Below are 15,094 nucleotides of genomic sequence, written 5' to 3'. Positions count from 1 at the left end.
AGCGATTCTCTGGTTCGGCATCGGAGACAGGTCCTCATCCTTTATCATCTTCCTCGGGGCCTTCTTTCCGATCATCCTGAATACCATCAGCGGAGTCCTCTCGATCAACCCGAGGCTTATTGAATCATCCATAATTCTCGGCGCCAAGAGGGGAGTTCTCTTCACGAAGGTCCTCATACCCGGGGCGCTGCCGTCGATCATCACCGGCATACGGATCGCCCTCGGCATCGGATGGATGACAGTCGTGGCGGCGGAATTCACCGGCATCAGGAGCGGGTATGGTCTAGGATACATGATTATGACGGCTCGGGACATACAGCGTCCCGACCAGATTCTTGCGGGGATGGTCATTATCGGGGTCATAGGTTATGCGATGGACTTTATCATACGAAAACTCGAAGGCAGGATGCTCAGGTGGAGATGACCTGTGGAACTGAAAATCTCAGGCGTCAATAAATCCTTTCAGAACCCCTCCGACAACGGAAGGATAGAAATCCTCAGGGATATATCCTTCACCGCCCCGGAAGGCAAGTTCCTCTGCATCGTCGGTCCGAGCGGATGCGGCAAGACAACGCTCTTGCGGATGATCGCGGGTCTCGACAGACCCGACGGGGGAAACATCATGATCGCTGATACAGAGGTGACAGCACCCATGAGGGAGATCGGATACATCTTCCAGGAACCGGCTCTCCTGCCCTGGAGGACAGTGATCAGGAATGTCGAATTCGGCCTCGAGACCTCCGGGATGGGGAGAGAGGAGAGGAGGCGAAGGGCGCATGAGGCACTGGAACTCGTCGAGCTGCAGGACTTCGGAGACTTCTATCCGAAGGAACTGTCGGGAGGGATGAAGCAGAAGGCCGCCCTTGCCATGACGCTCGTGGTGGAGCCGAAGATCCTGCTCATGGACGAACCTTTTGTCGCTCTCGACTGCCAGGCGAGAGACTATATGCAGGTTGCGCTTCTCGATCTATGGGGAAAGACAGGAAAGACCGTGATCTTTGTCACTCATAATGTCGAAGAGGCTGTCTTCCTCGGGGACGAAATCATCTGCCTGACCTCGAGGCCGGCTGCCATCGGAAAGACGCTGAACGTAACCGTACCGCGGCCCCGGGACAGGACAAGTCAGGAGATCAACCTGATACGAAAGGAGATCCTCCTCTTCCTCGCAGAAGAAAGGAAGAAAACAAGGAGCATAAACGGCATGTTCACCCATATTCACGACCTGTTCGCCATCTGACGATGTATGCCATTCTGACCTCTATTCCGTGGTACTATAAAGCATGACGAAGGTTACCATCCATTGCGGTGCATGCGGCTTGTCTACGAGCGTCAAAGCTGAAAAGTGCGATGATAAAGAGGTGGAGATCACCCTTGATTCGGAATGCGAGCGGGTGAAGAAGATGCAAGACGACATCTCAACCCTCAACATGATGGCCGCATTTACCGGGTTTCTCAATAACCCGGTCTACCGCTCTGCAGCGAGGCATCTACCGCATGTCGCCTGCCCCGTGCCGAGCGGAATTCTCAAGGCTCTCGAAGTCGAGTTGGGGTTCAATGTACCGAAGGACGCGAGTATACGATTCGTGAAAGAGGATTAGAACTGAACGGGCTCTGTCAGGCGTTTGAAGGCCGCCTGCACCTTCTCGGCTGTGATATCGGGACGGACCGACCGGAGGAGGACTTCGTTGAGATGATAGACCTTCATTCGTGAACCAGCCTCGGCTACTCCATGGATAAGGCCCATCGAGCACGTCTGACAGGGCGTGACAATCGCCTCGGCCCCTGTTGCTTCAGCCTCTCGAATACGTTCGGCGCCCATCCTGTGCTGGATTTCCGGATTGACCGTTTTCAAGCCGCCGCCCATGCCGCAACAGGAAGAAAAGGCACGGTGGCGCGGCATCTCCACCAGTCTCAGCCCCGGTATCGTCTGTAAGATGCGTCGGGGCTCATCATAGATCCGATTGTGACGCCCCAAATGGCAGGGGTCGTGGTAGGTTACGACGAGTGGGACTTCGTGTTCGAGGCTCAAAAGCCTGTCCTGAAGCAAGCGGTCGAGAAGCTGGACAAGATGCACTATCCGCACCTTCTCGGGCCAGAGTTTCGAATAGTCCGAATGCAGGCCCTTGAAGCATCCGGCACAGGAAACGACGACGGTACTGAGCCCCATTCGAGCGAGCTGGTCCGAACGTTTCTTGGCCTCCGAAGGAAAATCGAGGTCTCCCATCCTCCGCAGCTTGCCGACGCAACAGGGCTCTTCATCGCCTAAAATCGAAAAATCGATCCCCGCCTCCTGGAGCAAACGTGCCGTTTGCACAGCCACGGACTGCATCGCAGGGTCGAAACTGACCGTACACCCGGCAAAATAGATGAGTGATGTCGGATGATCACGCCAGAGCGGCACCGGCATTTTCAAGAAGCCCGCCTCCCACGCCATCTTCGCCCAAATGCCACGCTCCTGCTGGGGTTTTCCGAAGGAATTGTTGAATTCCTTAATCTGTGCGAGTTGTTTGATCTGGCTTTCCGGCTGCGGGATCCCCGCGTTCACGAGAGACCAGCGCGTCTGCTCCCAGAGTTCCGGAGTATTGATGCGCACCGGACAGACCACGTGACACTGCCCGCAAGCGGAACATTCATAGAGTCCGTTGAGGAAATCGGATCTCTCTTTCTCGGGCAGACGATCTTTGACGAGTCTGCGCAGGGAATCGAGTTTACCCCTCGCCGTGATGCATTCCCGCTTATCCTGCGCATACACGGGACACCAGACCTGACACTCACCGCAGCGCGCACAAGCCTCCAGCTCGATGAGTTGCCTGCGGGTCAGGCCCCTTGCTATCTTGTCGCCCTGTGTTTCGCTACGTCGGGCCAATAGAGGTCCTTCCTTTCCTGCTCTTCCAAAGCATTCATTCCGATTACGAGAGGAGAGAGTATGCTGTGCAACAGTTTGCTGTGCGGCAGGTACAGAAGCAATGAGAGTCCGCTGAAGCAATGCAGGACCCAGAGCGCGGTCAGCCATGGCTTCAGCGCCTCGAGAGTATAGTTACCCGGAGGGATGAAGAGCCGGCCGACAAACGAGTATCGTGCTATCTCGGCAGGCGCTAAAGCGAGACGGAGCCCCTCCAAAGCAAACCCCGAAAGGGTCAGCCAGAAAAGAAGAAAAAGAAGGACGAGATCCGCCTGGTTATTAATCTGCTGCGCAGGACGAAATAAGAACCGCCGCACACTCGCCGCAACGAGTCCGAGCAGGAGTGCAAGCCCGAAGCTATCGCCCCAGATCTTGATAAAGACATACCCTCCCCCGCGAAGGAAATATCCCGTGAGGCCGCCGTCAAGGTTGAGATATCCCAAAGGCTTCAGGAGAAACAGGAACAGAGAGAGGAATGCCAGGGCGATGAAGCCGAAAAAAATTAGAAGATGAAGCAGCCAGCGGAACGAGGAAAGGCCGAACAGCTGTCGCTGGAGGAAGACCTCGGCAAGCCATATCTTCACTGCGCGGCCCCATTTCCTTCCATCAACCATAGGCTGCCTTATCCCGCGGTTGCAGTCACGCCATTTGCGGTATAAGGCAAAGTAGAAATAGCCGCTGGCAAAGAGATCGGTCACCCAGAATAGCAACCAAGGTTTCGGGTAACTGACCAGCTGAATCTCTGTCATCTCTGCACGTTTAGACCCGGCGTTGATTTCACTCTTTTCGCCATTCCTTTGCTTTACAAAACAGTCGTTTTAGTATAGCATATCGCTAAGATGAAGGCCTTTTTTCATACCGATCATATCAGCCTTCTGCGCTCTCTGACATGCAGCCGGAACCGAGTCTAATCGCTTTGCCGACAATGAGAGGAGGCTCCTTTTTTTGCGGAATCCTCTCCCCGATTGTATCTCTTTGGTTGTATATCTTTCCTGAAAGAGGCCCGGCGTGAGCCATTTTACGATCGCCTGCAGGAGTTGCGGCAAGGTCCTTGAGAATACCTTTTGCGCCTCCTGCGAACACTGCAGGGATTCGCTCCTCAGAACGATCTATGGAGACACTCACTTTACGGAAAAGAGTGCGGACGGAATCTGGAGGTTTAACTGGCTTCCGGTCCACTCCCCTGACTTTCGTCAGCCGGGGCCGGTGGTCTACCGGTCTTCGGGCCTCGCAGCACGTCTCGGCCTCACGAATCTCTTCATCGCCTTCAATGGATACTGGCCCGAGAAGGGAGCATCGCTCCAAACCTGCACCTTCAAAGAATTCGAAGCAGCGGTAGTGCTCCAGAATGCCCTCGAAAACGGCTTAGACGGCCTTGTTGTGGCCTCTGCAGGAAACACCGCAAGGGCCTTTTCCCATCTCTCTTCTGTCTCAGGCCTCCCGGTAATCATCCTTGTTCCGCGGATGTGCCTCACGGAGATGTGGTATCTCGAAAGCGCTTCGAGGATTCCCACCCTTGCGGTCGGAGACGGTGATTATTCGGACACGATCGATGTAGCGAAGAGGATAGCGATAAACACAGGATTTCCCTTTGAAGGCGGGGTGAAAAACATAGCGAAGAGGGATGGCCTCGGCGTTATTCTCCTTGAGGCGGTTTCCGCGATGGGGGCGCTTCCAAATCATTATTTTCAGGCTGTCGGGAGCGGTACGGGAGCCATCGGCGTCTGGGAAATGGCGGAGAGGTTTCTCAAAGACGGCCGCTTCGGCTCACGCCTTCCCGTGCTTCATCTCGCGCAGAACCTCCCCTTCGGGCCGATGGTAAAGGCATGGGAAAGAAACAGCCGCAGTCTTTTTGCTGACGACCTGAGGCCCGAGTTGATCGGAGAGATTACTACACGGGTGCTCTCGACGCGCTACCCCGCCTACTCGGTCGCAGGCGGGGTGTTCGACGCGCTCAAGGCGACAGGCGGAAAGATGTACGGGATAAAGAACGATGCGGTCTATTCCGCCATGGATAGCTTCGAAGAGACAGAGGGAATAGATATCGTGCCTGCGGCAGGAGTAGCCGTTGCCGCCCTCCGAAAGGCGCTGGATAACGATTCCGTCGGGAGAGACGATACCATTCTCCTCAATATAACGGGCGGCGGTGAAAGAAGATTGAAGAGAGAGCATAAGACGTATGAAGTCGAAGCCGCCTTCGTATCGAAGAAGGCTTCTGAAAAAGAGATAGAGGAGGTACTATGCAGCCTGAGGAAGAGCTGATAGCGATACTCAAGGAAGACGGGACAGATTTTACCGCCTCCCTTCCCTGTGAAAAGTTCAAGTGCCTTCTCGGGATGATCGGCGAACAGTTCTTCCACGTACCCCTCACGAGAGAAGAGGAGGGAGTCGGCATATGCGCCGGTGCCGCGCTCTCCGGCAGGAAGCCTGCAATCTTCGTTCAGAGTTCAGGCGTCGGGAATATGATAAACGCATTACTTTCCCTCACCGACTTTTACCATTTTCCCCTTGCCCTTTTTGTCAGCCAGAGAGGTGTGTATCGGGAAAAAATCGAAGCCCAGCTCCCCATGGGAACGCGGCTTCGGGGAATATTGGAGGGTGCAGCCATAGAGAATTCCCTTATCAGCACGCGGGAAGACTTCCGGCTCGTGAGAAAGAATCTGCCCGAAGTATATGCCGGGGCCAGGATCCACGCATTCCTCCTGAGTCCTGCCCTCTGGGAAGGTTCGGAATGCCGTTCCGAACCGCCAAAAGGCGCAGGGCCCGACGCAACAAAAAAGACGCGTCATAACCCTCCCGGAGGACATCATCCTCCTCCCGGGTTTACCCGTTTCGAGATCATCAGCATGATGGCACCCTATCTCGATTCAAGGGTTGTCGTATGCAATCTCGGCTTTCCGTCGAAAGAACTCTATCATATAAAACATCAGGCCTCAAACTTTTACATGCTCGGGAGCATGGGTATGGCTACCCCCATCGGCCTCGGGATAGCACTGTCTTCACGGAAAGAGGTCGTTGTTGTAGACGGCGATGGGAGCCTTCTCATGAACCCCGGGAGCCTGGCGACAGCCGCATATTTTTCACCGGCCAATCTCACGATCCTTGCCATCGACAACGGTGCCTATGGTTCAACGGGAGACCAGCCTTCATTCACTTCGTCTTCTGTGGACCTCGAAGCAGTGGCACAAGGATTCGGTATCGGTGAGACACGCAAGGTAGCGACCCAAAAGGAGTTGTTCGACGCTATGGAGAGCCCGCACAAAGGAGTGAAGTTCCTCCATATCCTTGCTGTTCCCGGGAATACGGATCTTCCGAATATCCCTCTCCATCATCTTGAGATAAGAAGGCAGGTGCAGGATTTTCTCGGTTCGGATTAAAGGCAGGATCCTTTCCGATGGAGGAAAGGGATATCTTGCTTCACCTACCGGTTCCTCACTTTCCCTGTTTGGGACCTGAAGGCGCTCTTCGAAAACCGTAGAGAAAGTGAAAAAAGGCGAGCACGGGATGCCGGGAGACCATGCGCGGACCCGAATAGCGCATCACCTCTTTGACCTTTTCTCGCATGGCAGGCCGGTAACAATGTACCGGACAATTGGCGCAGGTCGGTTTCTTCTCCTGGAAGCGGCACTTCTCGAGACGGCCTCTGGAATAAGCGAGCAGTTCCCTACACCCGGAACAGAGTTCGCTGCCTGCCCCATGCTGTTCCCGGCAGTAGATCTCGACCATCGCCTCGATGGTCCGCTCTTCGCGTGTCATCCTCGGATGCCTCATGGGCATGACTATCACCGTATACTACGCCGGCCGATTGTGAGACCTTTAGAGGACATATCTGCAGGAGATCTTATCATCCCTTATGGTCATTCCGGGGGCGGTCACGCTCGATCTTTCAGACAACGGTGCGTCGGAACGGGGCCAAAGGGATTTCGTGAGAACCTTTCTTCACTCCGTCTATCTCCCTTGCGCCTGGATTACGGAGGTCCGCCGAATAAACTCGGGCCAGATATCCGCGGGAGCCTTCTCAAAAACCGTCTCGGCATCGGCCTTAACTACATGCCAGTCACCCCTCGTTATCTCCCCCTCAAGCTGTCCGGGCAACCAACCCGCATATCCCGAATAAATATGAAATTGTGCCTTATCGCGGAGACCGTTCAGGAGACGCTCGAGCACGGTCCTGCTCGAACTGAGGTAAACGTCTTTTAATATCCGATGGGTCTCGTCGAGTTCTTTCTGCGAATGGATGAGCAGCTGCATCTGGTTTATGCCGACCGGTCCGCCGCTGTAAAGAACGTGTGCGTCCTGCTCCAGGCCCTTCATCTCCGGAAAGACTTGAGAGAGTTGAATCTCGGTGGGATGATTCACGATCAGACCGACGGTGCCCTGCGAGTCATGACGGGTCAACAGGATGACGGTTTCCATAAAACGCGGATCCGTTATCTGGCGACTCGCTACGAGAAACTTTCCCTCTGACAACTCATCGCCCGACCGAACACGATCAAGAGAAAGAAAGGTCTCCGCACTCAACGAGGGCAATGTATCCCGAGTCATGCCACAGAATGCGCCCTCGAAATGAGGCAGCCCTGTCAATAGTGACAGGATTGTTACGACGAGAGAGATCGCCACGGACACCAGCCCTCTACCCGATCGAAGCCTACAGGTTACTCCTCCGCCACTGCGACGGTCTTTCATTTGCAGCTCGACGGTTCGAGTTGACACTTCGCTTCTTGCCTCCGCTCGGCCAGGCGATAATCCCTTCTCAGCTTCGCCTCCCGGTTCCGCCGGATATCTTCTTCCGTCTCGATCACAAGAGGAGGAACCTGCTGAGGTCGCCCGTTCTTGTCAAGGGCTACAAACGTCAGATAGGCGGATGCGGTATGCCTGACTTCCCCTGTCATGAGGTTCTCTGATTCCACCCTGACGCCGACCTCCATGGAAGTCCTGCCGACCAGGTTCAGGCTGCCCTTACTGAAAAGAAGGTCGCCGATAAGGACCGGGCTGTGAAAATCGAGCCTGTCAATCGAGACGGTCACGGTATTTGCCCGGGCGTGGCGGCTCGCGACAACAGCTGCGGTCGTATCGATCAGCTTCATGATAACACCTCCATGGATGTTACCGGCAGGGTTTGCGTCCTGCGGAATCATGACTTGCGCGATCGTGACGCTGCTCTCCGTGACCTTCTTTCCTTCCATTTCTCCTCCGTCAATTCTTCAACTATTCCCGTGCGGCTCTCACAGCCTGCCCGTCTTCCCGTACTCCTCTGCATAGAGTCTGAGGGCCCTCAGGACTATCCAGTCAAGCGTGAGATTGTTCTCCGAGGCGATTTCGATCAGCCTATCGATAACCTCCTTTTCGACCCCACTCAGGCCGAGGCTGTCTTCCGTCCCTTTTGCAGCCGCGACTCTGTTCCCTGTATCCGGATTCCGCTTTTCCTGTTCCCGTTCGAGAAGTCCCATGAGACCCTTCACATCACCCGACTCGATCGCTTTCAGGACTTCTTCAGGCGGCTGAACCCCCGAAGACGGCTCCTGAGCAGCTGCACCAATGCGGGATTTCCCGGCCTCTTCTCCGATCTCTTCTCTCTGAGCGGACGGAAGACCCGGAGGCGGCAACATTCCCGACATCCCCATCATCATCATGGCGAGAGTTCTGGCATGCTCGTTATCAGGCATCTCCCGCTGCAGAAATTCCTCGATCTTTCCTTCAGCCACCGCCGCAAACATCTGGTCAGCCATGAGGGGAGGTTCGCCTTCAACCTCCTCATGACGTCTCCTTCCTCCGAAAGCGGAAGACGGGGGTTTCGGCAGGGGCCTCTCTTTTTCTGTCATCGTATTTCATTACCTCCGAGCCATTTTTTTAACTATACCACAGAAATGCCCTATGTTCGAGAGAGCTATAGATGGAAGGAACAGGGGGTAAGGATCAACATTACCCTTTCGGCGCACGGTTCTTCGCATCACCCGCGCAAGCAGAATAAAGAAAAGGAGACCACAAAACTGCGGGCAGGGAACGTTATGTCTTCTCGTTTTTTGTGTCCGATTCAGTAGCCGCTCTCTTCTCCGGAACCGAACTCTTATCCTTATCGTCGGGGGAGAGAGCCTTCTTGAATTCTCGTATACTCTGCCCGAGGCCCGCACCGATCTGCGGCAGTTTACCGGGGCCGAATATGATCAGCGCGATCGCGAGGATGATGATCAGGTGCATCGGCTGAAAGAGTCCTTCAAACATACGCCTTCACCTCCATTGTTTCTTTACTAACTCTATTATACCAGATTATCGATGCCTCACCGCGGCGACCTCCTCACGGTTCCATCCTGCTGTCGGCAATACCGTCTCCGTAATGGTCCTTTGAAGGATGAAGGGCATGAATCATCGTGGTATCGAAGATCTCTTCCGACGGAATCTCTCGGTCGACATACCCGAGTCTCTTCAGCACCCGAACGAACTCCATCGTCGAAAAGATATAATCTTCTGTCAGCTGGGCACAATATTTCGGCGATACCCGGAGCGTGTCCATGACAAATTCTTTATCGATGAAACCGACATAGCCCGCGATTATCTCTGCAGCGAGCCCGGGTCTGTCTCTGATGAGAGAGGTGGCATCTTCATGGCGGACGAGAAATTTCTCCACCCCTTCCCCTTCATTACGGAGATAGTTCCTGTCAGCGATGATTCCATAGCTCGGATTGTTCGGCCAGAGCAACGAGGGCGGATAGAGTATCCGGCCATCCGCATAATGCTGAATCGCGATAGCTAAGGCAGGAGTTCCGACAGCGGCAGCGAGGTTACCCTTGACGATAGCCTCGGTCACTTCATCCGACCATTGATAATGGACGACCTCGACCTCTTCCCTGAGACGATACCTCTCGAGGCACTCCGCGAGGATCACGTCATGAATCGAGCCGTTTCCCGGTACACCGATGTTTCTTCCCCTGAACTGATCCAGGATGGCTCCCAAATCTTGGAACTCGGGAAAGCCGACAGACCCCTTATTTCCGGAAATGACCGTGCCTTCAACATGCCCCCCCGCGATGCAGACGATCCTGACACCCCTGCTTATCCCGATAATCGCAGGGGGCAGACCGATGTAAGCGAGATCGAGCTCACCCTTTTCAAAGGCCGCCACCATGGCCGGGCCTGTTCCGAACAACCGCCATTCGACGTCGAGACCGATATCTTTCCCGAGTCGGCCTTCTGCCATGAGGAGGATGGCGGTGTGATAAAAGGTTGAGAGATGTCCTATCCTCAGCTTCCCCGAAGGCGATGGGGATTTCATGTCAAACCGCCCCGCTCTCCCCTACGGACGACATTGGGGACTACTACCACAATCGTCTACCCTTCCGCCTTTCCCGCTGATGGGAGCATCAGAACCGACGATCAGCCTATCGTAAACGTAGTTTCCCATAAGTAGAAGTTACTCACTCCGCCCAAAGGCCTCACCATCATGGCGCTATACGTCGAAGAAGGCGCAGCGAGGAGAAAGATCGTATAGGTTCCCGGAGCGAGGCTCGATGCGGGGATTTCCGCAAAGAGCGTAGTATTCACTGCCGACGTCACATGCGACATGAAAGGAACAATCCCCGCTGGAGGAAGGCCGGACGCGATCGCCTGCAGGATCTCTTGAATCGTGAAGGACTGAAAGCCGAGGTCAGGTTTCACGTTAGAGACCGTGCCGGGGTCTGTCGAAACCATGAATGCACAGTAAATATCAACGGCATTCGCAAACCCGGCCAATGCGAGTTGAACGGTGAGTGTATCTCCCCTTTGGGCGAGAGAGCCGATACCTACCGGCTGAGCCAGGGAGGGATCCGCACTCACGATCGGGGTTGCAACGGAGGGATAGGGGAAAATCTGCTGGCCTACAGGAAGCTGCAGAACCGGAGACGAAGGCGCAGGTCCTGGTGTTGGGCCTGGTGTAGGAGTCGGAGTCGGAGAAACCGGCCCGGGCTGAATCGGCGTAGGTGTGGGCGTAGGTGTGGGTGTAGGCGTAGGCGTAGGGCCAACAACGGTAAAGGCTGTGACGCTAACAATCTCCTGGCCATGATTCGGATTGTTCGGATCGGGTGTCCATTGGGGGCCGAAGAATGTAGCGCCCACACCGGAATCGGTCAGATCAAACTTGTTGCCGTACCAGGCCACATTCCATAGGTATGTTCCCGCTGCCGTCGGTGCCGTAGCGGTTAAGGTAATCGGATACCCCGGACCGCAACAGGGAGCTATGGCACCCTGAGGTACCGTGCCTGTGCTCCGCGCCAATTCCTTCATCGTCTCATCATAGAGAATCGCACGGATCCATCCCGTTCGATATCCCCCGTTTAGCGTGACACTGACCGTCTCGCCCGGTGCATACACTGTCTTGTCCGTCGTTCCCGCAATATTGATATCGTTTTTTGCGATCGACGAGTGCACACCGTGCGCGTGACATCCGTTGCAAGTCGAAAGCGTGTTGTGACAGGTCAGACAGTTAGACGTAAAAAAACCCGGGAATGCGTCTGCCCGAGGAATCCAGAAAGCCCATGTGAGCGATACTATCACGAGGCAGATGCCCACCGAAACGTTTCTCATGGTTCCCCCCTTCTCTCCCCTCCGATATCTATTATCGATTTCGCGCTGAAAACCCTCTCATAGCAAGTATATCAAAAGAAGGTGAGGATTTCTGAAAGAAAGATGAGAACTGACAGGGGCGATGTCCGACCCGGTCGCTCGATGATAAGGACTCTTGATTTGAACTGTTGCGTGATTCCGCGGGGTTGATAGATCGCACTTCGAAGATTTCTCTTCTATTCGTCCGATTTACGGCTATCCTCGAAGACATGAGGATTTATGTTACCCGATTCCGGGCCTCCGCATTCGGGGATGTAACAGGTAACGTCAACGTATTCACACTTCTCCTTACAGGACGGGCAGACATCCGGGGGAACATCAGCATTTATCGTATTGCCACACTTGTTGCATTTCCATATCGTCATGTTTCCCTCCCTTTACTCGAAAATGAATGCAGCCAACCCCTTACTTACTACTATCAGCGGTCGCTTCTTCTTTGTATGCATAGGTGACCACCCGGTAACAGCGGAGACACCTTGTAGCCTCGGCGACAGCCTCGCGATGGGTAAACCCCCTGTCCACCTCCCGGAAGTCTTTCTTCCTCTCCGAAGGCGGTTCATGTTTTATCGGCATCCGGATCGTGCCGCCGGGAAGGGGAATCTTCTCGTAGGGGTCGAAGACCCGCAGTCCGTCGAGAAACTTTTCGTCTTTCTCTTCTTCAAAGACTTCGATCCTCCCCTCCTTGAGGAATCTGTCTATCTTCAGTGCTATTCTCCTCCCGTGCGCGCACGCCCTGATAAGGACATCGGGCCCGGTGATACAGTCCCCTCCCGCAAAGACGCCCTTCCTCGTCGTCATGAGGTTTTCGTCAACGATGATCGCACCCTTCGGGGAGACATCGACTCCCGGAAGATTGCACATGCAGGAGAAGTCTCCTTCCTGCCCGATTGCGGCTACAACCACGTCAGCCTCGATTACGAACTCAGACCCCGGGACTTCAACAGGTCTTCGCCTTCCCGAGGCATCCGGTTCGCCGAGTTCCATTCGGAGGCATTCAAGTCCCCTCACCCTTCCCTCTTCGCCGATGATTCTCTTCGGCGCCGTCAGGAAATGGAACTGAACTCCTTCTTCCTCGGCATCGTGTATCTCTACCGCGTCTGCGGGCATCTCTTTCCTCGATCTTCTGTAAACGATATGGGACTCTTCGAAACCGACCCGGAAGGCTATACGGACACAGTCTATGGCAACATTTCCCCCTCCGACAACGACGATCTTCTTCCCCTTCGGTATCTCGTCGAGAAGACCGAGGTTCACGTTTCTCAGGAAATAGACGCCGGGCACGTAGCCGTGATATCCCTTGTCTTCTCCCTCTATCCCCATCTGCTTGTGACAGTGGCAGCCCATGCCGATAAAAATAGCCCCGTACCCTTCTCTTTCGAGGTCCTCGAGCGTGAAATCGATGCCGAGACCCTTGCCGTAGATAATCTTGACGCCGAGTTTCTCGATCGCCTCCACTTCACCCCGCAGAATCTCCCTCGGAAGCCGATAATCAGGAATCCCCACGGCAGCCATTCCTCCCGGTTCAGGGAGCATCTCGAAAATGGTCACATCGTATCCGTTAAATGCCAAGAAATGGGCGCAGGTGAGCCCCGACGGTCCCGCTCCGATGATCGCCACAGGGATGCCGTTCGGTTCCTTCTTTTCCGGTCCCGGGCTCATGTCCCTCGAACGCTCATAGAATGCCCTCTCTTCCGGCTTGTTCCATTGAAGTTTCCCGGCGTTCTCAATCTCATAGTCCGCGACAAACCTCTTCAGATGTTTTATCTGTATCGGCTCGTCGACGAGCCCCCTCCTGCAGTTGAATTCACAGGGCCTCACGCAGACCCGGCCGACCACGCCGGGCAAAGGAAGTCTCTGCCGTATCACGTTGAGAGATTCCTGGAATCTTCCGAACTTTATCTCTTCTATGTATTTCGGGATGTCGAGATGTATGGGGCACGCCTGCATGCAGGGAGCGGTGACGATCGATTTATAGACATAGCCGCCTCTCGGCTCGTCACTCCCTTTTATCGCGGCCTCGAACCTGTCATGGAACTGTCCGATGAGATAGAGAAAGACCTCGGGGGAACTGAGCCCTATCTCGCAGAGAGACGCCTGAGACATGGTAATCGAGAGGGCCTTTATATCTTCGATATCCGAGGGTTTTCCATCCCCGTTCTTTATCCTCCCGAATATCTCGACTAACCGTGTAGTCCCGATCCTGCAAGGGACGCACTGGCCGCAGGAGCTGTCACGAAAAGCGAGTGCATAGGCATGGCCGAGCTCGAAGACGTCGATACCCGGGTCGAAAACCTCGATCCCGCCCCAGCCGATAATAGCTGCAAGCTCTCTGTTTCCATGCCTGAGGAGCTTTACTTCATCGCTGTATTTATGATTCCAGAAACGAAAGACCTTATCTGCCACTCTCAGTTCCTCTTTCCTGTAAGCTATGCTTCAGGGTTCAAAAATCCCGCCGCTCTATTATCACTTCCCTTCTTCCCTCCAGTCAAGAGAGAAGTCCGAATTATCGATGACACCGTCGAAGTGGATAGACAGTTCATGAACGTGTTATTATTCCCCATGGCATACAGGGACCTGAGGGAATTTATCTCGCTTCTCGAAAAGAAAGGACTCCTCCACAGGATAAGGGTCGAGGTCGACCCCCTCCTCGAAATCACCGAAATTACGGACAGGCTCTGCAAGAGCCCGCAGGGCGGAAAGGCGGTCTTCTTTGAGAAGGTGAAGGGCTCACAGTATCCTGTCGTGACGAACCTCTTCGGCTCCTTCGAAAGGATGGGCCTCGCCCTCGAGGTAGAAAGGCTCGATGACGTGGCAAAGCGGATAGAGGAACTGCTGACGCAGACCCCGCCGAAGACATTGATCGAAAAGCTCGCGATGCTGCCTAAGCTCTTTGAGTTTTCCCGCTACGTACCGAAAACGGTGAAGAGCGCGCCATGCCAGGAGGTCGTCGAAAAGGACCCCGATCTCAGGATATTCCCGATAATCAAGTGCTGGCCCGGTGACGGCCAGCCGACCGACGAGGGGAGATTCATCACCTTGCCGATGGTCTTCACGAGAGATCCCGAATCAGGTCGGCCGAACTGCGGCATGTACAGGATTCATGTATACGACAAGACAACGACCGGAATGCACTGGCACATACATAAGGACGGGGCGAGGCACTTCGATAAATACAAGAACCGGAACGAGAGGATGCCTGCCGCGATCGCGGTCGGCAGCGATCCCGCGGTCATGTACGCTGCAAGCGCCCCTCTTCCCGAAGCGATAGACGAGATGCTCTTTGCCGGTTTCTTACGGAGGGAGCCGGTCGAGATGGTGAAGTGCGTCACCTCCGATATCGAGGTTCCGGCAAACAGCGAGCTCGTTATCGAGGGCTATCTCGACCCGGGTGAGATGCGCATCGAAGGTCCGTTTGGAGACCACACCGGCTTTTACTCAGCCGCCGACTACTACCCTGTTTTTCATGTCACCGCCGTGACTCACAGAAGAGATATTATATACCCGGCAACTATAGTAGGAAAGCCGCCGATGGAAGACTGCTACATGGGCAAGGCGACGGAACGCATATTCCTCCCCCTCATGAAGCTCGATTTC

The 15,094-nt window shown here is 54.7% G+C and carries 17 protein-coding genes; 6 read left to right on the top strand and 11 right to left on the bottom strand.

What is annotated here, in order from left to right:
- The 3 genes from VEI96_13315 to VEI96_13305 form a co-directional block, all read left to right on the top strand.
- Nucleotides 1-424 (top strand): ABC transporter permease subunit (locus VEI96_13315; protein ID HXX58973.1); only part of this gene is annotated, 424 nt, incomplete at its 5' end.
- 3 nt (nt 425-427) lie between these two features.
- Nucleotides 428-1,237 (top strand): ABC transporter ATP-binding protein, encoded by an 810-nt coding sequence (locus VEI96_13310; protein ID HXX58972.1) that lies wholly within the window; start codon nt 428-430, stop codon nt 1,235-1,237.
- Between the two features lie 43 nt (nt 1,238-1,280).
- Nucleotides 1,281-1,598: a hypothetical protein gene (locus tag VEI96_13305; GenBank protein HXX58971.1), complete on the top strand. Its 318-nt coding sequence runs from the start codon at nt 1,281-1,283 to the stop codon at nt 1,596-1,598.
- Here VEI96_13305 and VEI96_13300 read toward each other — a convergent pair.
- Both VEI96_13300 and VEI96_13295 read right to left on the bottom strand, forming a co-directional pair.
- Nucleotides 1,595-2,866, bottom strand: a complete 1,272-nt coding sequence (locus VEI96_13300) for a (Fe-S)-binding protein (GenBank protein HXX58970.1) — start codon at nt 2,864-2,866, stop codon at nt 1,595-1,597. The genes VEI96_13305 and VEI96_13300 overlap by 4 nt on opposite strands.
- Nucleotides 2,830-3,516: a respiratory nitrate reductase subunit gamma gene (locus tag VEI96_13295; protein ID HXX58969.1), complete on the bottom strand. Its 687-nt coding sequence runs from the start codon at nt 3,514-3,516 to the stop codon at nt 2,830-2,832. Before VEI96_13295 ends, VEI96_13300 begins: the two co-directional genes overlap by 37 nt.
- Nucleotides 3,517-3,910: 394 nt before the next feature.
- Here VEI96_13295 and VEI96_13290 point away from each other — a divergent pair, with 394 nt between their 5' ends.
- Together VEI96_13290 and comD are read left to right on the top strand one after the other, a co-directional pair.
- A complete protein-coding gene (locus VEI96_13290; GenBank protein ID HXX58968.1) occupies nt 3,911-5,164 on the top strand; it encodes a cysteate synthase in 1,254 nt (417 codons plus the stop codon).
- The gene (gene comD, locus VEI96_13285; GenBank protein HXX58967.1) at nt 5,143-6,279 is read left to right on the top strand and encodes a sulfopyruvate decarboxylase subunit alpha; all 1,137 of its coding nucleotides are present in this window, start codon (nt 5,143-5,145) and stop codon (nt 6,277-6,279) included. The genes VEI96_13290 and comD overlap by 22 nt, the downstream gene beginning before the upstream one ends.
- A 55-nt stretch (nt 6,280-6,334) precedes the next feature.
- On the opposite strand, the gene VEI96_13280 is transcribed toward comD, so the two are convergent.
- The 9 genes from VEI96_13280 to VEI96_13240 all read right to left on the bottom strand — a co-directional run bounded on the left by VEI96_13280 (nt 6,335) and on the right by VEI96_13240 (nt 13,903).
- Nucleotides 6,335-6,673 (bottom strand): nitrous oxide-stimulated promoter family protein, encoded by a 339-nt coding sequence (locus tag VEI96_13280; GenBank protein ID HXX58966.1) that lies wholly within the window; start codon nt 6,671-6,673, stop codon nt 6,335-6,337.
- Between the two features lie 177 nt (nt 6,674-6,850).
- The gene (locus tag VEI96_13275) at nt 6,851-7,447 is read right to left on the bottom strand and encodes a YqgE/AlgH family protein (protein HXX58965.1); all 597 of its coding nucleotides are present in this window, start codon (nt 7,445-7,447) and stop codon (nt 6,851-6,853) included.
- Between the two features lie 137 nt (nt 7,448-7,584).
- Complete coding sequence (locus tag VEI96_13270; GenBank protein HXX58964.1) at nt 7,585-8,088, bottom strand: acyl-CoA thioesterase; 504 nt, start codon at nt 8,086-8,088, stop codon at nt 7,585-7,587.
- A 39-nt stretch (nt 8,089-8,127) separates the two neighbouring features.
- Nucleotides 8,128-8,724, bottom strand: coding sequence for a hypothetical protein (locus VEI96_13265; protein HXX58963.1), 597 nt, complete (start codon nt 8,722-8,724; stop codon nt 8,128-8,130).
- A gap of 184 nt (nt 8,725-8,908) precedes the next feature.
- On the bottom strand, nt 8,909-9,124 hold the full coding sequence (gene tatA, locus VEI96_13260; GenBank protein HXX58962.1) for a twin-arginine translocase TatA/TatE family subunit: 216 nt from the start codon (nt 9,122-9,124) through the stop codon (nt 8,909-8,911).
- A gap of 73 nt (nt 9,125-9,197) precedes the next feature.
- On the bottom strand, nt 9,198-10,172 hold the full coding sequence (locus VEI96_13255) for an ABC transporter substrate-binding protein (protein ID HXX58961.1): 975 nt from the start codon (nt 10,170-10,172) through the stop codon (nt 9,198-9,200).
- Between the two features lie 101 nt (nt 10,173-10,273).
- Nucleotides 10,274-11,461, bottom strand: coding sequence for a hypothetical protein (locus tag VEI96_13250; protein HXX58960.1), 1,188 nt, complete (start codon nt 11,459-11,461; stop codon nt 10,274-10,276).
- Between the two features lie 215 nt (nt 11,462-11,676).
- Nucleotides 11,677-11,865 (bottom strand): hypothetical protein, encoded by a 189-nt coding sequence (locus tag VEI96_13245; protein ID HXX58959.1) that lies wholly within the window; start codon nt 11,863-11,865, stop codon nt 11,677-11,679.
- Between the two features lie 40 nt (nt 11,866-11,905).
- Nucleotides 11,906-13,903 (bottom strand): FAD-dependent oxidoreductase, encoded by a 1,998-nt coding sequence (locus VEI96_13240; protein HXX58958.1) that lies wholly within the window; start codon nt 13,901-13,903, stop codon nt 11,906-11,908.
- A gap of 135 nt (nt 13,904-14,038) precedes the next feature.
- Here VEI96_13240 and VEI96_13235 point away from each other — a divergent pair.
- Nucleotides 14,039-15,094: UbiD family decarboxylase (locus VEI96_13235; GenBank protein HXX58957.1), on the top strand; the 1,056-nt coding region annotated here is incomplete at its 3' end.

It is taken from the genome of Thermodesulfovibrionales bacterium, assembly GCA_035622735.1.
Taxonomy (GTDB): Bacteria; Nitrospirota; Thermodesulfovibrionia; order Thermodesulfovibrionales; family UBA9159; genus DASPUT01.
The sequence above is the reverse complement of the archived record's forward strand: the minus strand, read 5'-3'. Positions and strand labels throughout refer to the sequence as shown.